This is a genomic window from Helicobacter pylori, from assembly GCF_003638305.1.
In the GTDB taxonomy this organism is placed as follows: domain Bacteria; phylum Campylobacterota; class Campylobacteria; order Campylobacterales; family Helicobacteraceae; genus Helicobacter; species Helicobacter pylori_DJ.
Genome location: NZ_MVYP01000012.1, coordinates 14,655 through 35,056, shown reverse-complemented (window position 1 = coordinate 35,056; position 20,402 = coordinate 14,655). Strand labels below are relative to the sequence as shown.

Below are 20,402 nucleotides of genomic sequence, written 5' to 3'. Positions count from 1 at the left end.
CGTTATGGTGGCTTATGTTAATGGGCGTTTTGGGTGTTTTTTTGGAAGCCAAAGAGTATCCAGAAATTGTTTTAGAAGAAAAAAACTTGCAACCCATGGGGTTAAAGGTGATTAAATTAGATAAAGAGATTTTTAGTAAAGGGCTTCCTTTTAACGCTTATATTGATTTTGATAGTAAAAGTTCTGTGGTGCAGAGTTTGAGTTTTGATGCGTCTGTGGTTGCGGTTTATAAAAGAGAGGGCGAGCAGGTGAAGGCTGGAGATGCGATCTGTGAAGTGAGCTCTATTGATTTGAGCAATTTATATTTTGAATTGCAAAACAACCAAAATAAATTAAAAATCGCTAAAGATATTACTAAAAAAGATTTAGAGCTTTATAGGGCCGGTGTCATTCCTAAAAGAGAATATCAAACGAGCTTTCTAGCCAGTGAAGAAATGGGCTTAAAAGTCAATCAATTAGAATCCACTTTTAAAAGCTTTGGCGTGGATCCTAAAAACCCTAAAGGGCAGTATGGTTTTAGGATTGTGGCTAGAGATGGCGGTCTTTTAGCGTTAGCGCCTAAAAATGTGGGCGAAAAGATTTTAGCTTTCACTAGTTATGTGCGTATTTCAAAAAGCGATGATTTGATCGCTCAAATCAAATTGCCTGTAGGCGTTTCTAAATCCATTAAAAGGGATTCGCCAGTCTATAATGAAGAAGGGGAAAAAATCGGGAAAATCCAAAGCGTTTCGGTGGTGTTAGACAAAGGCTCTAACACGATTTTAGCCACCGCCTTATTAGATGAGGGCAATTACCATGTGGGGGAAATGGTAGAAATGTATATTCAAGGCTCTCAACCCAAAGACTCCGTTTTAATCCCTTCAAACGCTTTAATCAGAAACGGGAAAGATTACTTAGTGTTTGTGAGAACGCCTAAAGGTTTTAAGCCTGTAGTGGTTCAAGTTTTAGAAGAGCGCAGCAAGATTTTTATCGTGAACGCTCAAAATTTATACCCCAATGACAGCGTGGCAGTGGGGTCATTGATAGGGTTAAAAGGCATGATCAACAATTTAGGGGAAGAATAATGCTCGCTTCCATTATTGAATTTTCCTTACGCCAAAGAGTGATCGTGATTGTTGGCGCGATTCTTATTTTATTTTTTGGGACTTATAGTTTTATCAACACTCCAGTGGACGCTTTCCCGGATATTTCGCCCACTCAAGTCAAAATCATTTTAAAACTCCCCGGCTCTAGCCCTGAAGAAATGGAAAACAACATCGTGCGCCCTTTAGAATTGGAGCTTTTAGGCTTGAAAGGGCAAAAATCTTTAAGAAGTGTTTCAAAATATTCTATTTCAGACATCACGATAGATTTTGATGACAGCGTGGATATTTATTTAGCGAGGAATATTGTCAATGAGCGCTTGAGCAGCGTGATGAAAGATTTACCCGTGGGGGTTGAGGGGGGCATGGCGCCCATTGTTACGCCGCTATCAGACATTTTTATGTTCACCATTGATGGCAATATCACCGAGATAGAAAAACGACAGCTTTTAGACTTTGTGATCCGCCCGCAATTAAGAATGATTAGCGGCGTGGCGGATGTCAATTCCATTGGAGGCTTTAGCAGGGCGTTTGTGATCGTGCCGGATTTTAATGACATGGCAAGGCTTGGGGTGAGTATTTCTGATCTAGAATCGGCCGTAAGAGTGAATTTAAGAAACAGCGGAGCGGGGCGCGTGGATAGAGATGGCGAGACCTTTTTAGTCAAAATCCAAACCGCTTCTTTGAGTTTAGAAGACATTGGCAAAATCACCGTTTCCACTAATTTAGGGCATTTGCACATTAAGGATTTTGCGAAAGTCATCAGCCAATCTCGCACCCGCTTAGGTTTTGTCACTAAAGATGGCGTGGGTGAGACCACAGAGGGCTTGGTGCTTTCTTTAAAAGAAGCCAACACCAAAGAAATCATCACTCAAGTGTATCAAAAATTGGAGGAATTAAAACCCCTTTTACCGAGTGGCGTGTCCATTAATGTTTTTTACGATCGCTCAGAATTCACGCAAAAAGCCATTGCCACCGTTTCTAAAACCCTCATTGAAGCCATTGTTTTGATCATCATCACGCTTTTTTTATTTTTAGGGAATTTGAGGGCGAGCGTGGCTGTGGGGGTGATTTTACCCTTAAGTTTGTCCGTGGCGTTTATCTTTATCAAGCTCAATAATTTGACTTTAAATTTGATGAGCTTAGGGGGGTTGATTATCGCTATAGGCATGCTCATTGACTCAGCCGTGGTGGTGGTGGAAAACGCTTTTGAAAAATTGAGCGCTAACACTAAAACCACTAAACTCCATGCGATCTATCGCTCTTGTAAAGAAATCGCTGTTTCAGTGGTGAGCGGGGTGGTGATCATTATTGTGTTTTTTGTGCCGATTTTGACCTTGCAGGGGTTAGAGGGTAAGATGTTTAGGCCTTTAGCGCAAAGCATTGTGTATGCGCTTTTAGGCACTTTAGTTTTATCCATTACGATCATTCCTGTAGTCAGCTCTCTTGTTTTAAAAGCCACACCCCATAGCGAAACCTTTTTAACGAGATTCTTAAACAGAATCTACGCCCCTTTATTGGAATTTTTTGTACACAACCCTAAAAAAGTGATTTTAGGAGCGTTTGTTTTTTTAGTGGCGAGCCTTTCTTTATTCCCTTTTGTGGGGAAGAATTTCATGCCCGCTTTAGATGAGGGCGATGTGGTTTTGAGCGTGGAAACCACCCCCTCTATTTCCTTGGATCAATCTAAAGATCTCATGTTAAACATTGAAAGTGCGATTAAAAAGCATGTTAAGGAAGTTAAAAGCATTGTCGCGCGCACGGGGAGCGATGAATTGGGGCTGGATTTGGGGGGGTTGAATCAAACCGATACTTTTATTTCTTTCATCCCTAAAAAAGAATGGAGCGTGAAAAATAAAGATGAATTGTTAGAAAAAATCATGGATTCTTTAAAAGACTTTAAGGGGATTAACTTTTCTTTCACCCAACCCATTGAAATGAGGATTTCTGAAATGCTGACAGGGGTTAGGGGGGATTTAGCGGTTAAGATTTTTGGAGATGATATTAGCGAATTGAATAAATTGAGCTTTCAAATCGCGCAAGCTTTAAAAGGGATTAAAGGCTCTAGTGAAGTTTTAACCACGCTCAATGAGGGCGTGAATTATTTGTATGTAACCCCTAATAAAGAATCGATGGCGGATGTGGGGATTAGTAGCGATGAATTTTCCAAGTTTTTAAAATCCGCTTTAGAGGGTTTGATCGTGGATGTGATCCCTACAGGGATTTCACGCACGCCAGTGATGATCCGCCAAGAGAGCGATTTTGCAAGCTCTATCACTAAAATCAAAAGTTTAGCCTTGACTTCAAAATATGGCGTTTTAGTGCCTATCACTTCTATCGCCAAAATTGAAGAAGTGGATGGCCCTGTTTCTATCGTGCGTGAAAATTCAATGCGCATGAGCGTGGTTCGCAGTAATGTGGTGGGGCGCGATTTGAATTCTTTTGTAGAAGAGGCTAAAAAAGTGATCGCTCAAAACATCAAGCTCCCTCCTAGCTACTATATCACTTATGGGGGGCAGTTTGAAAACCAGCAACGGGCCAATAAAAGGCTTTCTACTGTTATCCCTTTAAGCATCTTAGCGATTTTTTTCATTCTCTTTTTCACTTTTAAAAGCATTCCTTTAGCCTTGCTCATTCTTTTGAATATCCCTTTTGCGGTTACCGGAGGGCTTATTGCGTTGTTTGCGGTAGGGGAGTATATTTCAGTGCCAGCGAGCGTGGGCTTTATCGCTCTTTTTGGGATTGCGGTTTTAAATGGCGTGGTGATGATAGGCTATTTTAAAGAGCTTCTTTTGCAAGGAAAAAGCGTGGAAGAATGCGTTTTGTTGGGCGCTAAAAGGCGTTTGAGGCCAGTTTTAATGACCGCTTGCATTGCCGGTTTGGGTTTGATACCTTTATTATTTTCTCATAGCGTGGGATCAGAAGTCCAAAAGCCTTTAGCGATCGTGGTGCTTGGAGGCTTAGTCACCTCAAGCGCTCTAACCTTACTCTTACTGCCGCCCATGTTCATGCTCATCGCTAAAAAGATTAGAATCGTTTGAGTTAAGGGATTTCGCATGCTGGCTTTAGAAATTTATATTGATATTTGCTTGAAAGACGCTTTAATAGATTATTTGTTTGAAAAAGGCTTTGATGATTTTTTTTATGTGGAATGCTATAAATACGCCGCTTCTTCGCTGCTTTTAAGCCAAAAAGAGCAGGTGAGCGGGCGTAAAGACTACGCTAAATTCAAGCTTTTTTTAAGCGAGGAAGTCGCTTTACCTCTAGCCCAAGCGTTAAAAAACCAGTTCGCTTCTAAAGAAATGAAATTGTTTTATTCTCAAACGCATGGGTTGTAAAACGCATGGGTTATCAAACGAAATTCTAAGTAAAAACATGCTATAATACAAACCAATAAAGGAGTTAAAATGTATGCTGTAACTTTTGATCTTGACACCAATTGCTTGAATGAAAACGGGATGAATCTGTCAAAAGTTTATTCGGATATTCGTAAATTCATGGAACAACATGGCTTTAAATGGCAACAAGGTAGCGTGTATTTTGGCGATGAGACCATCAATGCTGTTACTTGTGTCGCTACGGTGCAAATTTTAGCCAAGCAAATACCAAGTTTTGCGGTTTGTGTTAAAGATGTGAGAATGTTAAAAATAGAAGAAAACAACGATTTAATGCCGGCTATCAAGATTGTTTTATAAGCATAGCTCTTGCGAGTTTTGACAAACAAGAGAATTCTCACGCTGTATCCGTAAAAATCAAGTATAATACCCACTATTAAATAGTGCTAGGAGTTTGTAATGACTATTATTCTTAAAAATCCGCTTTCTCTCTCTCTCTAGTCAGCCGTTTTATCTTTTCACCCCTATATAAACCCATACCCATATAAACCCTATCTATATTTTAGGGATTTTTGCGTCTGATTTAGATTTTAATTTTTAATTTTAAAGGATTAATGATGATTTTACGCTCACAGACAAATTTTGTGGAGTTTTTAGAACAGGTTTTAGAAGTTTTAAAAGAAGTGGAGATCGATAAAACAGAATGCTCTACTCTTTTAGCAAGCATTCAAAAATAACAGCTTGTGATACCCGTTGTGGGGAATTTTAGCGCAGGCAAAAGCACGCTATTAAACCGCTTTTTAGGCAGCAGCGTTTTGCCTACCGGTATCACGCCAGAGACTTCTTTAGCCACTGAATTACACTATAGCGCTAACGAACGCATAGAGGCTTTTTCAAACAATGATGAAAAAGCAGAGAGTTTTGAACTGAATGAGCAAAGTTTTGAGGCGATTAAAGACAATGCCACGAAGTATTCCTACCTTAAGGTTTATTTGAATAATGAAGCCCTAAAAGATAGCGCGCCTTTAGTGTTTGTGGATATGCCCGGGTTTGATAGCCCCATTTCAAGCCACACCCATGCCATTTTGGAATATTTAGAAAGGGGCGTGCATTTTGTCATCCTCACAAGCGTAGAAGAGGGCAACCTCACTAAACGCATGGTTAGGGAATTAAAAAACCTTTTAGAGTTTGACAAAGGCCTTAGCTTTATTTTGAGTAAAACGAATTTAAGGACGCCTTCGCAAGTGGGAGAAATCTCTCGCTACATTCAAGATCAAATCCAAGATCACCTTGATTTGACAACGCATCTTATTTATTCTAATAAAGACAATAACGCTCTTTTAGAGGTAGCGGATAAAATAGACGCTGAAAAGCTTTTTAGCGCTTTGTATTTGAAACGATTGAAGTTTTTAAATTCCCAGTTACAAAACAGCTTAAAAAGCGTGATTGAAAGCTTTGATTACTCTAAAGAAAAGGCGTTAGAAGAAATACAAGCGTTGGATTTGGGCGTTAAAGACATTGAAAAAACCTATGAAAAATTAAGGGCTAATTTAGAAGAAGAATATTCTAGCGTGGCTGTAAATTCTGTGGTTAAAAAAGTCATAGAAGAGGTCAGGGAGCAAAAATCCTATTTAGCCTCTTTAATCAACAAGCCTAACGAGTTCAATAGCGAAATAGAAAGCATCATGCAACAAAGCTTGATCAAAAACGCTAAATTAGAGATTGAAAAGATCAACCTTTCTTTTTCAAAAGATTTTTGTGCGGAATTTGCAAGCTTGAACAACACGCAGCTTTCTAGCACCTTGTCTGTTGTAAAATTAGAGCATGGCCTTGAATTAGGGATCAACGCCTTAAGCGTGATTTTAGCCAAGAACCCGGTTACAAGACCCTTCGCGCTGATCTTGCAAGGGTTAAAACCTCTTTTAAAAGAATTACTGATCTTGCTGCCTAATATCATCGCTTCATTCTTTAGAAATGAGGAAAAAGAGCGGGCGAAATTAGAAAATCTGATTGAAGCAAAAGTGATACCAGAGGTTCAATACAAGCTTAAAAAAGTTTTACCGGGCTTGTTTAATGAATGCTTGGAAAATTCCCTAAAAGGTTTAAGAGATCGGTGCGAGCTAGAAATCACGCATAAAAAACAAGAAATCGCGCTCGCTCAAACAGAAAAAGAAAAACACCTTAACGATTTAGAAGATCAAAAACAAATCTTAGAAAACAAGATCAACGCTTTAAGCGATCTAGAACAACAATATTTAAAGGATTAAAAATGAACGCTCAAGAACTCATTAAAAAAAGCGCTTTAATTGAAAAAGTGCTACAAGAACAAGGCTTGCAAGAAAAAGCGAAGCCTTTTATGAGCGAAAACGCTGTGATTACAACCGAAGAGTTAGAGAAAACGCTAAAAGAAATGCAGGCTGAAGGTAGGGATCTTAAAGTCGGTATCATCGGGCGCGTGAAAGCGGGTAAAAGCTCGCTTCTAAACGCTTTGATTTTTGAGGGTGTAGAGGTTTTACCTAAAGCGGCAACGCCCATGACGGCTAGCCTTACCATTTTAAAATACGCCAATACCCTGAGCGCTGAAGTGGAGTTTTATAGCCCAAAGGATATTGCAGAGCTTGAAAACGAACATGAAAGGTATGTAAGGGAGTTTAACAGGATTGTTGAGGAAGAAGTCAAAAAGCAAAAAGAAAAACAGAGTTTGTCAAACAGAGCTAAAGAGGGATTTAAGAGTTTTGGCAACATGCTTAACAGAAACAAAAGTACTGAAGCAGCGCCCAAAGAGAATATTTTAAGCGATGGAGAAATAGTAAAAAGGGCTGAAAGGATCGCTAAAGATAAATTAAAAAGGGGACGAAAAACTCGTTTCATCACACGATCAATGCGAAAAAATGAAAAAAAGCGGATCGCTCAACACGGAAAAATTAGATCCGCGCATTCAAGCCAACAGCTTACAAGAGCTGAATCAAAAATTGCTCCAATTCGTGGGCGCGGATGGGAAGTATATGCCCTACACTAAAGCGGTGCGAATTTCTTTGAATAACCCCAACCTTAAGGATTTGGAAGTGATTGACACCCCGGGCGTGAATGATCCCATCGCTTCCAGAGAAGAGCGCACCAAAGCCTTATTGAAAGATTGCGATGTGGTGTTTATTGTAAGCCCTTCTAATCAGTTTTTAACAAATAGCGATATGGATTTGTTTGATAGGGTTTCTCATAAAGAAGGTCTTCAAGAAATTTATTTCGTGGCAAGCCAAGCCGACAGTGCCGTTCTTTCTATGAGTGAAGTGGAAAAATCCAACCAACATCTCCCTACAGCCTTTGAAAACGCGCAAAAAGCCCTTTCATCTCAATTAAATAATATCATGGGAAAGTTGATTGAAAACTACCCTAACCAACGAGAGATTTTTGAAAAAGCAATCAAAAATGGCGTCATTTTGACTTCAGGGAATTGCTTTAGCATGCATAAAGACTTTAACAACCAAGCTTCTTGGGAAAGAAACCAAAAAACAGAAGAGTATCACAATGCCTTACGGAATTTAAAAGATTCTTACCCTGACGCTTTTAATAGCGATGATAAGTCTAAAGAAAGCTTATTGTTTTTAAGCAATATGAGCGCGATTGAAGAGCGTTTAAAAAAAGCCGCCCAAGAGAAAGAAAAAATCAAGTCTCAAAAATGGCAAAATTATGCAGAGAGTCAAGCAAACAACCTCCATTCATTAATAGCGCAGCTGTTGCAAGATTTGGAAGAAGAAAAAAAGAGGGTTAAAAACGCTGATATTAGCGCTATCAAAGAGCAGATAAAGGCTTATCAAAACCTTTCTGGTAACATTGAAATGAAGTTTAGGGAAGCGTATGAAGAATTTATCTTGCATTTCATCAACAATATCAGAGTTGGATTGGAAGAAGCATTGAAGAAAGCTATCCAAACGGCTAAAACGCGCTCTAGAGAAGAAGAGGAAGAAGAGCATTATATTGAAAGAGTGAAGCAAGGCGGTTTGGGAGGAAGCTTTAAAAGGAATTTTTTGTGGTTCTTTGATGATGATGCGGGCTATAATGAAGTAGAACGCACAAGAGCAATGATTAAAGCCGGAGCGGTGCTTGATTATTTAACAGAGATGCATGAACGCTGCGAAAGCGCTTTGAATGACAGCGCTGATTCTTTTAAAGTCGTTTTTAGAAAAGAACTCTACGCTAAAGTTTTTTCTCAATTGCGCCAAATCATCTCTGATGATTTGATTGATGGGGTGGCTTTCAAAGAAAGCGTGATGGCTGTCTTGGATTGCATTGAATTTAAAGAGTTTGATTATGCCGATAAGCTTCCTAGCGAGATAAGGGGGAAAACGGGCTTTTTAAAAGGCGATGAAGCCGATGCTTTCATACAAAGCGTGGAAATGCATGTGAGGAATTTTAAAGCTGAGACTAGAGAAGATATGAAAGGCTATATCGGAGGTTTAAGAGAGAATTTAGAAAAGCAAAATTTCGCCAACGATACGCTTCAAAAACTTCAAGAAAACATGCAAAACTTGCAAAATCAAGTGCAAAATAAAGAACAATCCATCGCTCAATTAGACGCAAAAATCCAAGCTTTAAAAGAGATCCAATGAGCGTTAATTTTTTTAATGGTATTTTTAATAACAATAGCAAGGCTGAAAACCACCACAATACAGAGGGTTTAAAAGAACGCTACGATCTAATCGCTCGTATTTTAAACGCCAAAATGGAAAATGAGGGGCTAAAAAAATACCAGAGCGTCTTAAATAACGAGTTTTTAGACTTCGCTAGCGGCGTGGATTCGCTCAAAGAAAAGGAAATAGCGTTACTGATGCTCCAAGAAATCCAAAAAGAATTGCAATTGGTAGCGAGCTACCCTAGTTTGTTCCAAAAAACCATCGTTGCGGTGGTGGGAGGGTTTAGCGCGGGCAAATCCACTTTTTTAAACAACTTGTTGGGCTTGAAATTAAAACTCCCTGAACACATAGATCCCACCACAGCTATCCCCACTTATTGCTTAAAGGGTCAAAGAGAAGTTTTAATGGGGTTTTCTCAAAATGGGGGCATGGTGGAATTACCTAATCTCGCTTTTGATCATCAGTTTTTAGAATCCCTTGGCTTTAATTTAAAAGAAATCATGCCTTCCATGCTTTTGAGCGCTCCTAGCGTGCCTTTTGAATTTTTATGCTTCATAGACACGCCTGGCTATAACCCTGCCAATCAAGGCTATACGGGTGGGGACAAAGAAGCCTCTAAAGAATCCCTAAAACACGCTAAACACATTTTATGGCTTATTAGTTGTGAGCGTGGGGGTATTGAAAGCGATGATTTAGAGTTTTTGCAAGAATTATACGAAGAAGAGGGCAAGCAGGTTTTTATCGTATTGAGTAGGGCTGATAGGCGCACCAAAAGCCAATTAGAAGAAGTCGCTAAACAAATTAGAGAGACTTTAAAAGATAATGGCATTGAGTTTTTGGGGATTTGCGCTTACAGCGCTACAAGGTATCAAGAATATAAAGAGTTCAGCGAAAAAAGCAAAGTTTTTAACTCGCTTGAAAAATTTCTAAAAAAGTTAAATCAAAGGAGCGAGAAACAAAACGAAATTTTAGAATCTTTATACGAGGTGCATCGGATGTATGAAAAGGCTATTAAACAAGACGCTAACCGATTCAAACGCTACCAAAGAGAATTGCGTTCTGTTGGATTGGATTTGATGCAAAAAGGCTTTGATGATTTCAATGATGCTACCTTTAATAAAATTCATTCGCTCAAAAAAGAATTTTCCGAGCAAGAAGAATCCAAAAGAGAGAGTTTAGCGCGATTGAATGAAGTGATTGGCTTGTTTAAAGGAAGCATTGATAAGGTTTTTGATCGTGTGAGCGCTTTCACTTGGGAAAAATACAAAGAACAAAACGACGATGAAGAGGACGACGAAGAAAACTACAGAGAGTTTGAAGAAATCAAAAAAATGGCGCTGTATTTTAGGGATCTCAATTTGTTTTACTTGGATTGGCTTGAATTGAGTGAAGAATAGATCCAAGAAATTAGAGATGATTTAGATAAATGCAATGAGTTACTCCAACTGCACTACTCTTTAGAAAATTTACAAACGCTTAGGGAGTTTAAAGAAACAAATGAGAAAATTTATCAAGAGTGCTTAAACGATGAGAGACTTCAAAATAATTTGCGGGAGTGGAGGCGATCAAAACAGCGGTGATTTGGATCGGAGCGTGAAAGAGATTTCTGATTTTTACTACCCTATTTTTAATCAAAGACAGCGTTTTGATTGTAAGGGCTATTTTAAACTTATTATTGTAAAATGGTGAGTTTTATAATCAATGAGATTAGGAATTTAATGGAAATTGCAGTATTTGGTGGCGGGGCGTGGGGGAGGGCTTTAGCCTTTGCTTTTGGAGAAAAGAATGAAGTAAAAATCATTTCAAGGCGCGATCTAAACGAGCCGTTAAAAAAGCTCAATGACGCCTTGATTTCTAAAGGTTCTGCCCCCATAGAGCAAGTGGATTTACAAAGAGGCTTAAAAGCAACGCTTTATGTCATCGCTATTAGCGTGCAGCATCTAAGGGAATGGTTCCAAAACGCTTCTTTACCCAAAAACGCTAAGGTTTTAATCGCTTCTAAAGGGATAGAGGTGTTAAATAAGGCATTTGTGAGCGAGATCGCAAAGGATTTTATCGATCCTAATTCTTTGTGTTTTTTAGCGGGGCCGAGTTTTGCGGCTGAAATCATTCAGGGCCTGCCTTGCGCGCTCGTCATTCATTCCAATAATCAGGCTTTAGCGCTAGAATTTGCCAATAAAACCCCCTCTTTTATCAGAGCCTACGCCCAACAAGACATCATAGGGGGTGAAATCGCCGGAGCGTATAAAAACGTGATAGCCATTGCGGGGGGGGTTTGTGATGGCTTGAAATTAGGCAATAGCGCTAAAGCGAGTTTATTATCTCGTGGTTTAGTGGAAATGCAACGCTTTGGGGCGTTCTTTGGGGGCAAGACAGAGACTTTTTTAGGGCTTTCTGGGGCTGGGGATTTGTTTTTAACCGCTAATTCTATTTTATCCAGGAATTATCGTGTGGGCTTGGGGCTAGCCCAAAACAAGCCTTTAGAGGTGGTTTTAGAAGAATTGGGCGAAGTGGCTGAGGGGGTGAAAACGACCAACGCCATTGTGGAAATCGCTAGAAAATACGGCATTTATACGCCCATTGCGAGCGAACTAGCCTTGCTTTTAAGGGGTAAGAGTGTGCTAGAGAGCATGAACGATTTGATCAGACGCGCTTAAAAGGAAAGAGAGCATGCAAGATTTTTCAAGTTTATTATTAAAATTACAAGAGTATTGGAAAGATCAAGGCTGTTTGGTGATCCAGCCTTATGATATTCCTGCAGGAGCCGGGACATTCCATCCGGCAACGCTTTTAAGGAGTTTGGATAAAAAGCCGTGGAATGTGGCGTATGTCGCGCCCTCTAGAAGGCCCACTGATGGGCGCTATGGGGAAAACCCTAACCGCTTGGGGAGTTATTACCAATTCCAAGTAGTCATCAAGCCAAGCCCTTCTAATATCCAAGAAATGTATTTAAAAAGCTTGGAAGTGTTAGGGATAAACCTTAATGAGCATGATATACGATTTGTAGAAGACAATTGGGAGAGTCCGACTTTAGGGGCATGGGGGCTTGGCTGGGAAGTGTGGCTTGATGGCATGGAGGTTACGCAATTCACTTATTTCCAGCAAGTGGGGGGCATTGCTTGTAACCCTATCCCTGTGGAAATCACTTACGGCTTAGAAAGATTAGCGATGTATGTCCAAAAAGTGGAAAATATCCTAGAGATTGAATGGGCTAAAAACAATCATGACAGCGTGCGTTACGCACAAGTGCATTTGGAGAGCGAATACGAATTCAGCAAGTATCATTTTGAAATAGCGAGCGTGGAAAGGCTATTAGAAATGTTTAAAAACGCTCAAGCCGAAGCCTTGCATTGCTTGGAAAATAAGCTCCCGCTGCCGGCTTATGATTTGGTGATGCTATGCTCGCATTTTTTCAATATTTTAGACGCTAGAAAGGCGATTTCGGTGGCTGAAAGGCAAAATTATATTTTACAAATCAGGGATTTAGCCAAAGGGTGCGCGCTTCTTTATAAAGAGCAAGAAGAAGAAAGAGAAGAGCGCCTAAAAAACGCTCTAATAAAGGCTTAAAATGGCGTTAGTCAAGGAAGTGTTGGGAGTTTTGAACCGCCTTTCGCCTTTTGAACTTCAAGAATTGTGGGATAATAGCGGGTTGAATGTGGGGAGTGGAAATAGCGAGTTTAGCGAGATTATCGCATGCTTAGAAATCACGCTTCAAATCGCTCTAAACGCCCCACAAAACGCCCTAATCATCACGCACCACCCTTTAATTTTCAAGCCCTTAAAAACGCTTAATGATGAGGCTTATCCGGGGAATATTTTAAAAATCTTAATCCAAAAAAACATTTCAGTCATCAGCATGCACACGAATTTTGACAAAACGCATTTAAACAAGCATTTCGCTAGTGCGCTTTTAGGGTTTGATGGCTTGATAGAAAAAGGCCTTATGTTAGTGAAAGAAAACGCTAATATAGAATTTGATGCGCTGTTAGAAAAAATCAAATCGTCTTTGGGGGTGGGACAATTAGCATGCGTTAAAAGTTCTCCAATGATTAAAGATTTAGCGTTTGTGTGCGGATCGGGAGCGTCCATGTTTTCTTCTTTAAAAGCGCAAAGCTGTTTAGTTACAGGCGATGTGAAATACCATGACGCCATGATCGCTCAATCTTTAGGGATAAGCTTGATTGACGCCACGCATTATTATAGCGAAAGGGGTTTTGCGCTGATTGTGGCTGAAATTTTGCATTCTTTCAATTATTTGGTTACAATAGAAAATTTTAAAAACCCCTTGCAAATCATTTAAAGGAAAGCGATGAACACCCATCTCAAACAATTGATTGAAATTTCGCATTTGGATAAAGAAATTGACTCCTTAGAGCCGTTGATCAGAGAAAAACGGAAAGACTTGGATAAGGCCTTGAATGATAAAGAAGCTAAAAATAAAGCGATTTTGAATTTAGAAGAAGAAAAATTAGCCCTAAAATTACAGGTTTCTAAAAACGAGCAAACCTTACAAGACACGAACGCTAAAATCGCTAGCATTCAAAAGAAAATGAGCGAGATCAAATCCGAAAGGGAATTGCGCTCTTTAAACATTGAAGAAGATATTGCTAAAGAGCGATCCAACCAAGCCAACAGAGAAATTGAAAACCTGCAAAATGAAATCAAGCGCAAAAGCGAAAAACAAGAGGATTTGAAAAAAGAAATGCTAGAGCTTGAAAAATTAGCGCTAGAATTGGAAAATTTAGTGGAAAACGAAGTCAAAAACATCAAAGAAACCCAACAAATCATCTTTAAAAAGAAAGAAGATCTCGTGGAAAAAACCGAGCCTAAAATCTATAGCTTTTATGAAAGGATCAGAAGATGGGCGAAAAACACGAGCATTGTAACGATCAAAAAACAGGCTTGTGGGGGTTGTTTTATTCGGTTGAACGATAAGATTTATACTGAAGTGCTAACGAGTGGGGATATGATCACTTGCCCGTATTGCGGGCGTATTTTATACGCTGAGGGCGCGTATGAAAGTAACGCTCAACCTCCAAAAGAAAGCCAAGAAGAAAGCCAAGAATCCGTTTGATTGTTTAAGTTTTTCTACCTTTTATTGTTAACTTTGGGGCATCTTTTTGGTGTGCCTTTCATCTTTTTTTGGAGTTTTAAGGAAAAATACCGCCATTCTTTAAAGGCTCGTTTTTTTCTCAAAGACAATCTTTTAAAAAGCGAGCCGATTTTTTGGTTTCATGCATGCTCTTATGGGGAGGTCAAATCCTTAGAGCCGATCATTCAAGCTTTAAAAGAGCCGATTTTAATCAGCGTTACCACTAATACCGGCTTTGAATTAGCCGCTCAAACTTATCAGCATTCTCAACATATAGAAGTGCGTTACCTGCCTTTTGAAACTTTATTATTCGCATGGAAAAAAAACTTAAAACGCTTAAAAACTTTGGTGGTTACAGAAGCGGAATTGTGGTTTAATGTGTTTGATACGGCTCAAAAATTAGGGGCAAAAACCATGCTCATTAACGCTCGCATCAGCGTTCGTTCTTACCCCAAGTACCAGCGTTTTTCTTTCTTTTATGCGCTTTTATTCAAACGCATTGATTTGATTTTAGCGCAAAGCAAGGACGATCAAAAGCGCTTGTTGAATCTAGGGGCAAAAAAAGTGGTGGATTTTTTGAATATCAAGCGTTTTTCAAAGCCTGTGATCACTTCGTTTTACCCTAAAAACCCAAGCGCTTTAAACATTGTTTTAGCCAGCACGCATGAGGGCGAGGAGGAATTAGGGTTAAAAGCGTTTTTGGAGTTCAAAAAGACTTTTAAAAATGCAAGACTGATTGTCGTGCCGCGCCACCCCGAGCGTTTTAAAAGCGTGCAAAATTTATTGCAAGATGCTTTAAAAACGACGCCTTTTAGTTGGGAGTGTTTTTCTTCAAAGGGTTTTGTGGAATGCGATATTTTGTTAGTGGATAGCTTGGGGGAATTGAATAACTTCTATGCGATCGCAGACATTGTCATTTTAGGGGGTTCGTTTGTCAAAATGGGGGGGCATAACCCTTTAGAGCCGGCGTTTTTTAATGCACGCCTAATCACAGGGGAGCATCTTTTCAACCAAGTAGCGTTGTTTGAACTAGTCAAGCCTTATAAAATCGTTCCAAAAGAGGATCTGTTAGACGCTCTTTTAGATTACAAAAATTTAGGCGTGGCGCGTTTTTTGGAAAATGGGCATGATTTAAACGAATTGCTCGCCTTCATTAAACATTAAAAAGGATAAACATGGAAAAAGCTTACAAATTATTGAGCGTTCAAGAAAACATTTCGCATAAAAAAGCCAAAGCTTTGATCGATTTGGGGTTAGTGAGTATAGGGGGGAAGAAATTGAGCATCGCCAGAAAGGAATTGCCCCAAAACACGCGCTTTAGCGTCCAAAAAATTGAAAAACCCAGCGTGATTTTTGAAGATGAAAACATTCTAGCCCTTTTTAAACCCCCCTTTATAGAGAGCTATGATTTAGTCTCTTTTTTCAAAGGTTGGGTTTTGTTGCACCGCTTGGATAGAGAAACAAGCGGGGTGATTTTATTGGTGAAAGAAAATTCAGAATTCCACTTGAAAGCTAAAAAGGCTTTTAAAGACAGGGCGGTTAAAAAGGAATATTTAGCGATCGTTCAAGGGATTGTAGAAGAAGAGCGAGAAATCAACGCCCCCATTCTTACGATTAAAACCACTAAAGCGTTTAGCAAAATCTCTAAAAAAGGGCAAGAAGCGGTTACGATCATCACGCCCTTAAAAATCATCAACAAAAAAACCCTTTTAAAAGTGGGAATTAAAACCGGAAGAACCCACCAGATCAGAGTCCATTTAAAGCACATCAACCACCCCATTATAGGCGATACAATCTATGGCGATAGCCAACACTCCGCCAAACGCTTGATGCTCCATGCGCATAAAATCGCGCTACTAGGGTATGAATTTGAAGCGATCCCCCCTAAAGAATTTGAAATTTAAGGATTGATTATGAACGCTTGGAATACGATTTATGATCAATTTAACCCTATCGCTTTTAGTCTTGGCAGCATTGAAGTGCATTGGTATGGTTTGGCGTATGCGTGCGCGATTGTTATCGCATTTTATATGGCGTTAAGAATGATCCAAAAAGACCCCAAGCGATTCCCCATTGAAAGGAAAGAATTTGAGAGCTATTTTTTATGGGCGGAGCTTGGCATTGTGCTAGGGGCAAGGATAGGATACATTCTTATTTATGAGCCTAATTCTGGCTATTATTTGACGCATTTTTGGCAAATCTTTAACCCTTTTGATAGCCATGGGAATTTTATAGGCATTCGTGGGATGAGCTATCATGGGGGGTTAGTGGGGTTTTTGATCGCTTCGTATCTTTATAGCCGTAAGGATTTGAAAAAGCTTTTGATTTATTTGGATTTGATTGCGATCAGCCTGCCTTTAGGGTATGTTTTTGGGAGGATTGGGAATTTTTTAAACCAGGAGCTTTTTGGGAGGGTTGTCCCCAAAGACAGCCATTTAGGGCAAATCATAGGCATTATGGTGGATAACGAGTTGCGTTATCCCAGTCAATTGATTGAAGCGTTTTTAGAGGGGGTTGTCGTGTTTTTAATGGTAATGTGGGCTAAAAAACACACCAAAACGCATGGGCTGCTCATCGTGGTTTATGGTTTGGGGTATTCCTTGATGCGCTTTATTGCGGAATTTTACAGGGAGCCAGACAGCCAATTGGGGGTTTATTTTTTGAATTTGAGCATGGGGCAGATTTTAAGCGTGTTTATGGTAATTGTTTCGTTAGGGATTTTATTGTATGCTACGAAAAATTCTAAAAAAATAAAGGAAGAATAATGAAATTTTTGGATCAAGAAAAAAGAAGACAATTATTGAATGAGCGCCATTCTTGCAAGATGTTTGACAGCCATTATGAGTTTTCTAGCACAGAATTAGAAGAAATCGCTGAAATCGCTAGACTATCGCCAAGCTCTTACAACACGCAACCATGGCATTTTGTGATGGTTACCAATAAGGATTTAAAAAAACAAATTGCAGCGCACAGCTATTTTAATGAAGAGATGATTAAAAGCGCTTCAGCGTTAATGGTGGTATGCTCTTTAAAACCTAGCGAGTTGTTACCCACTGGCCATTACATGCAAAACCTCTATCCGGAGTCTTATAAAGTCAGAGTGATTCCGTCTTTTACTCAAATGCTTGGCGTGAGATTCAACCACAGCATGCAAAAATTAGAAAGCTATATTTTAGAGCAATGCTATATCGCTGTGGGGCAAATTTGCATGGGCGTGAGCTTAATGGGATTGGATAGTTGCATTATTGGAGGCTTTGATCCTTTGAAAGTGGGCGAAGTTTTAGAAGAGCGTATCAATAAGCCTAAAATCGCATGCTTGATCGCTTTGGGTAAGAGAGTGGCGGAAGCGAGCCAAAAATCAAGAAAATCAAAAGTTGATGCAATTACTTGGTTGTGATTAAACGAAATCAAAAACTTTTTAACTATAATCAAACCTAAATTAAAGTTTAAGGAGTGGTATTTTGTTTAAAAGAATGGTTTTAATCGCTCTTTTAGGGGTGTTTTCAAGCGTTTCATTAAGCGCTAAGAGTCTTTTAAGAGATGATGGGATTTTAGTCTCTGATTTAAAGGGCATGAAATCAGAGCTATCTGATGCTCCTGCTTGGGTTTTTGAAGACCCTAAAGTCCCCTACGAAGAAATGGGCGTGGCGTATATCCCTGTTAATAACAAATATTTAGGGATTGAGCAAGCGACTTTAAACGCTAAATTGAGCCTGATCGTGGTTTTTCATGAAATCATGTTGAAGTATAAAAAACGCTTCATGGAGCAATTCCATGAGTCTGAGCAAACGGCTACGAATATCAGCTACGCTATCTATAATTACCTAGCGACTAAGATCCAGGTAGCCTACACCTATACGAATTTAAAATCGGAGGTGGCTGTGGTGAAAATCAAGCTAGTGGGTTGCCAGATTGAGCAAATCAAAAGGTATTTAAAAGCGAGCGTTGAAAACCTTAACGATAACGAAATCGCTTACATCGCTAAGGTCGCTCGAAAAGAATTTGGTAGCGTTTGTGCGTTAAGGTAGTTTTATAGCATTCTAGCGAGCATGTTTAGGGCATGCTCTACGCTTTTATTTTGAATACTCTCTCTGTCTCCTTTAAAAAAACAGCGATCAATGAAGGCTTGAGATCCTAATCTTTGTGCACCAATATAAATCGTGCCTACAGGATTAGCCTTACTCCCCCCATTAGGGCCAGCCACCCCGCTAATCGCTAGCGCTAAATCCACTTTAAAATTTAAAAACACGCCTAATAGCATTTCTTTCACGCATTCTTCGCTATAAACCCCAAAGACTTTTAAAGTCGTGGCATTGACTTTCAATAAGTCGCGCTTAACCTCTTCACTATAACACACAACACCCCCCATAAAAACCGCTGAAGCCCCGCTAATGGAAGTGAATGCATGCGATAATAACCCTCCAGAGCAGCTTTCAGCCACCGCCATTTTTAAACCTAAAGATTTCAAGCGCTCTATCACAGCATTTGCGCTTTTTTTGTTATCGTCTAATTCCACGATATTAGAGTTAAAAAGCGTTTGAAGATAAATTCTCACTTGTTCTGTGTTTTCGCCTTTTAATTCAATGCCATCTTCTTTGACTTGAGCGGTGATTTTCAATCGTTTCAATTCTTTTTCAATCAAAATAAAACCGCTCTCATTATCCATATTCAAAAATTTAAATTTCATCTTTAACCTTTCAAAACCCTAAATTCAGCGTGCGCCATAATTCTTCCACTTCTTCTAATTCTAAATCAATCGTGCTTTGAGTGCGGAAAAAAGCCTGGATTTTTTCTAAATCCAAGCTTTTAGCTTTCAAGCAAGAAGGGTGCGCTAAAATAAACCCTTGCGCTAAAGCGACAGAATTTTCTAATTTTGCATCGCATAAAAAACAAGAATTGTAACTTTGCAAGCGCCCTTCAAAATTCAAAAGGACTGCATACATTTCTAAAATCACTCTTAAGGGGTGCTGTTTGGAGAGTTTGCTAGCCCCATCATCTAAAGTGTCAAAATAGATGCTATCCAAAGAATGCACGCCCTCTAAATGCTTGAACAAGAGAGCGCAAAAGCGTTGCCAAAAAAACAAGCGCTCCATTTCTCTTTCCCAAATATAGCCTAAATGCAAAATATTCCTTAATTTGGGTAAAAATTTATCATCGTTTTCTTCTTCAAAATCAATTTTACGCCCCACATTCAGCACGCTGTGGCGTTTGCCATAGAAACGATAGAGGGTTTTGAGCTGGTTTTTGGTTAAAATGTGCACGATCAAATCTTCATCTCTTATGCTTTGTGTTTGTAAAAGAAACCCTTGCATCACTACTCTTAAGCTAATTTGGTTTATTATAAGCAAAACTTGGATACAATCCTAATAAAACTGCAAAATTAAGGAAAAACATGGGATTTGCAGATTTCTTTAAAAATTTTAAGATCAATAAATTGCGGACAGCGCCAAGTAAGGAAGAACAGCCAAGCCATTGGGTGAAATGCCCTAAATGTTATGCGTTAATGTATCATAAAGAAGTGTTTAGTAAATACAGCGTGTGTTTGAAATGCCATTACCATTTCCGCATGAACGCGACTGAAAGGATTGAATTTTTGTGCGATGTGGGGAGTTTTGAAGAGTTTGACAAGCACTTACGGTCTAATGATCCTTTAAATTTCGTGGATAAAGAGAGCTATAAACAACGCATTAAAAAATACGAAAAAAGGACTAACCGCCCAAGCTCCGTGATCAGCGGTGAGGCTAAAATCAACCGCATGCCTTTGCAGATCGTGGTGTTTGATTTTAGCTTTATGGGGGGGAGTTTAGGCTCTGTGGAAGGCGAAAAGATCGTAAGAGCGATCAATCGCGCGGTAGCCAAAAAAGAAGCGTTACTGATTGTTTCAGCGAGTGGGGGGGCTAGGATGCAAGAATCCACTTATTCGCTCATGCAAATGGCTAAAACGAGCGCGGCCTTGAACCGATTGAGTGAGGCCAAACTCCCTTTCATTTCGCTCTTAAGCGATCCCACTTATGGGGGCGTTAGCGCGTCTTTTGCTTTTTTAGGGGATCTCATCATCGCAGAGCCTGGGGCGATGATAGGTTTTGCAGGGCCTAGGGTGATTAAGCAAACCATAGGGGCGGATTTGCCTGAGGGCTTTCAAACAGCGGAATTTTTATTAGAGCATGGCTTGATTGATATGATTGTGCATAGGAAGGATTTGAAGAAAACTTTGAGCGATCTCATCGCTATGATGATGCATAAGACTTCAAAGATTTTTTAA

At 39.5% G+C, this 20,402-nt stretch carries 19 protein-coding genes and 2 pseudogenes; 19 read left to right on the top strand and 2 right to left on the bottom strand.

The features are described 5' to 3' along the window. The first annotated feature begins 14 nt into the window (after positions 1-14). The 18 genes and pseudogenes from EAL04_RS06170 (at position 15) to EAL04_RS06095 (ending at position 18,168) form a co-directional block, all read left to right on the top strand. A complete protein-coding gene (locus EAL04_RS06170; protein WP_162982514.1) occupies positions 15-1,064 on the top strand; it encodes an efflux RND transporter periplasmic adaptor subunit in 1,050 nt (349 codons plus the stop codon). Continuing rightward, positions 1,064-4,123, top strand: a complete 3,060-nt coding sequence (locus EAL04_RS06165) for an efflux RND transporter permease subunit (protein WP_162982512.1) — start codon at positions 1,064-1,066, stop codon at positions 4,121-4,123. The genes EAL04_RS06170 and EAL04_RS06165 overlap by 1 nt, the downstream gene beginning before the upstream one ends. A 15-nt stretch (positions 4,124-4,138) precedes the next feature. After that, positions 4,139-4,420: a DUF3240 family protein gene (locus EAL04_RS06160; protein ID WP_000880326.1), complete on the top strand. Its 282-nt coding sequence runs from the start codon at positions 4,139-4,141 to the stop codon at positions 4,418-4,420. Positions 4,421-4,489: 69 nt separating this feature from the next. Then, positions 4,490-4,777, top strand: a complete 288-nt coding sequence (locus EAL04_RS06155; protein ID WP_120847825.1) for a virulence factor — start codon at positions 4,490-4,492, stop codon at positions 4,775-4,777. A gap of 254 nt (positions 4,778-5,031) precedes the next feature. Next, entirely contained in the window at positions 5,032-5,154 is a 123-nt protein-coding gene (locus EAL04_RS08205; protein ID WP_276205522.1) for a hypothetical protein, read from the top strand. 6 nt (positions 5,155-5,160) lie between these two features. Beyond that, positions 5,161-6,684 carry a dynamin-like GTPase family protein gene (locus EAL04_RS06150; RefSeq protein WP_240454717.1) on the top strand — a complete coding sequence of 508 codons (1,524 nt, stop codon included), beginning with the start codon at positions 5,161-5,163 and terminating at the stop codon, positions 6,682-6,684. 2 nt (positions 6,685-6,686) lie between these two features. Then, a pseudogene (locus tag EAL04_RS06145) lies at positions 6,687-9,024 on the top strand (dynamin family protein). Beyond that, positions 9,021-10,628: pseudogene (locus EAL04_RS06140) on the top strand (dynamin family protein). Before EAL04_RS06145 ends, EAL04_RS06140 begins: the two co-directional pseudogenes overlap by 4 nt. Continuing rightward, complete coding sequence (locus tag EAL04_RS07940) at positions 10,576-10,737, top strand: hypothetical protein (protein ID WP_162982509.1); 162 nt, start codon at positions 10,576-10,578, stop codon at positions 10,735-10,737. Before EAL04_RS06140 ends, EAL04_RS07940 begins: the two are co-directional and overlap by 53 nt. Before the next feature lie 29 nt (positions 10,738-10,766). Continuing rightward, the gene (locus tag EAL04_RS06135; RefSeq protein WP_120974022.1) at positions 10,767-11,705 is read left to right on the top strand and encodes an NAD(P)H-dependent glycerol-3-phosphate dehydrogenase; all 939 of its coding nucleotides are present in this window, start codon (positions 10,767-10,769) and stop codon (positions 11,703-11,705) included. Between the two features lie 13 nt (positions 11,706-11,718). Next, positions 11,719-12,615: a glycine--tRNA ligase subunit alpha gene (gene glyQ / locus EAL04_RS06130; RefSeq protein ID WP_120974019.1), complete on the top strand. Its 897-nt coding sequence runs from the start codon at positions 11,719-11,721 to the stop codon at positions 12,613-12,615. Between the two features lies 1 nt (position 12,616). Further along, entirely contained in the window at positions 12,617-13,348 is a 732-nt protein-coding gene (locus tag EAL04_RS06125; protein WP_120974017.1) for a GTP cyclohydrolase I, read from the top strand. Positions 13,349-13,357: 9 nt separating this feature from the next. Beyond that, positions 13,358-14,122 (top strand): zinc ribbon domain-containing protein, encoded by a 765-nt coding sequence (locus EAL04_RS06120; RefSeq protein ID WP_120974015.1) that lies wholly within the window; start codon positions 13,358-13,360, stop codon positions 14,120-14,122. Further along, on the top strand, positions 14,123-15,304 hold the full coding sequence (waaA, locus tag EAL04_RS06115; RefSeq protein WP_120974013.1) for a lipid IV(A) 3-deoxy-D-manno-octulosonic acid transferase: 1,182 nt from the start codon (positions 14,123-14,125) through the stop codon (positions 15,302-15,304). 11 nt (positions 15,305-15,315) lie between these two features. Next, entirely contained in the window at positions 15,316-16,044 is a 729-nt protein-coding gene (locus tag EAL04_RS06110) for an RluA family pseudouridine synthase (protein WP_120974011.1), read from the top strand. Positions 16,045-16,053: 9 nt separating this feature from the next. Continuing rightward, positions 16,054-16,905: a prolipoprotein diacylglyceryl transferase gene (gene lgt, locus EAL04_RS06105; protein ID WP_120974009.1), complete on the top strand. Its 852-nt coding sequence runs from the start codon at positions 16,054-16,056 to the stop codon at positions 16,903-16,905. Next, entirely contained in the window at positions 16,905-17,537 is a 633-nt protein-coding gene (gene rdxA / locus EAL04_RS06100) for an oxygen-insensitive NAD(P)H-dependent oxidoreductase RdxA (RefSeq protein WP_120974007.1), read from the top strand. The genes lgt and rdxA overlap by 1 nt, the downstream gene beginning before the upstream one ends. Positions 17,538-17,601: 64 nt before the next feature. After that, positions 17,602-18,168 (top strand): FtsB/FtsL family cell division protein, encoded by a 567-nt coding sequence (locus EAL04_RS06095; RefSeq protein WP_120974005.1) that lies wholly within the window; start codon positions 17,602-17,604, stop codon positions 18,166-18,168. A 2-nt stretch (positions 18,169-18,170) separates the two neighbouring features. Here the strand turns inward: EAL04_RS06095 and EAL04_RS06090 are convergent, their stop codons facing one another. Beyond that, positions 18,171-18,827 carry a CinA family protein gene (locus EAL04_RS06090; RefSeq protein ID WP_120974003.1) on the bottom strand — a complete coding sequence of 219 codons (657 nt, stop codon included), beginning with the start codon at positions 18,825-18,827 and terminating at the stop codon, positions 18,171-18,173. Between the two features lie 10 nt (positions 18,828-18,837). After that, a complete protein-coding gene (recO, locus tag EAL04_RS06085) occupies positions 18,838-19,452 on the bottom strand; it encodes a recombination protein RecO (RefSeq protein WP_162982511.1) in 615 nt (204 codons plus the stop codon). Between the two features lie 80 nt (positions 19,453-19,532). Here recO and accD point away from each other — a divergent pair, with 80 nt between their 5' ends. Then, positions 19,533-20,402 carry an acetyl-CoA carboxylase, carboxyltransferase subunit beta gene (accD, locus tag EAL04_RS06080; RefSeq protein WP_120974001.1) on the top strand — a complete coding sequence of 290 codons (870 nt, stop codon included), beginning with the start codon at positions 19,533-19,535 and terminating at the stop codon, positions 20,400-20,402.

Excerpts from the sequence above, each read along its gene's own strand:
- EAL04_RS06170 (WP_162982514.1), top strand. The coding sequence starts at position 15 with ATGTTAATGGGCGTTTTGGGTGTTTTTTTGGAAGCCAAAGAGTATCCA.
- EAL04_RS06165 (WP_162982512.1), top strand. The coding sequence starts at position 1,064 with ATGCTCGCTTCCATTATTGAATTTTCCTTACGCCAAAGAGTGATCGTG.
- EAL04_RS06160 (WP_000880326.1), top strand. The coding sequence starts at position 4,139 with ATGCTGGCTTTAGAAATTTATATTGATATTTGCTTGAAAGACGCTTTA.
- EAL04_RS06155 (WP_120847825.1), top strand. The coding sequence starts at position 4,490 with ATGTATGCTGTAACTTTTGATCTTGACACCAATTGCTTGAATGAAAAC.
- EAL04_RS08205 (WP_276205522.1), top strand. The coding sequence starts at position 5,032 with ATGATGATTTTACGCTCACAGACAAATTTTGTGGAGTTTTTAGAACAG.
- EAL04_RS07940 (WP_162982509.1), top strand. The coding sequence starts at position 10,576 with ATGAGAGACTTCAAAATAATTTGCGGGAGTGGAGGCGATCAAAACAGC.
- EAL04_RS06135 (WP_120974022.1), top strand. The coding sequence starts at position 10,767 with ATGGAAATTGCAGTATTTGGTGGCGGGGCGTGGGGGAGGGCTTTAGCC.
- glyQ (WP_120974019.1), top strand. The coding sequence starts at position 11,719 with ATGCAAGATTTTTCAAGTTTATTATTAAAATTACAAGAGTATTGGAAA.
- EAL04_RS06125 (WP_120974017.1), top strand. The coding sequence starts at position 12,617 with ATGGCGTTAGTCAAGGAAGTGTTGGGAGTTTTGAACCGCCTTTCGCCT.
- EAL04_RS06120 (WP_120974015.1), top strand. The coding sequence starts at position 13,358 with ATGAACACCCATCTCAAACAATTGATTGAAATTTCGCATTTGGATAAA.
- EAL04_RS06110 (WP_120974011.1), top strand. The coding sequence starts at position 15,316 with ATGGAAAAAGCTTACAAATTATTGAGCGTTCAAGAAAACATTTCGCAT.
- lgt (WP_120974009.1), top strand. The coding sequence starts at position 16,054 with ATGAACGCTTGGAATACGATTTATGATCAATTTAACCCTATCGCTTTT.
- rdxA (WP_120974007.1), top strand. The coding sequence starts at position 16,905 with ATGAAATTTTTGGATCAAGAAAAAAGAAGACAATTATTGAATGAGCGC.
- EAL04_RS06090 (WP_120974003.1), bottom strand. The coding sequence starts at position 18,827 with ATGAAATTTAAATTTTTGAATATGGATAATGAGAGCGGTTTTATTTTG.
- recO (WP_162982511.1), bottom strand. The coding sequence starts at position 19,452 with ATGCAAGGGTTTCTTTTACAAACACAAAGCATAAGAGATGAAGATTTG.
- accD (WP_120974001.1), top strand. The coding sequence starts at position 19,533 with ATGGGATTTGCAGATTTCTTTAAAAATTTTAAGATCAATAAATTGCGG.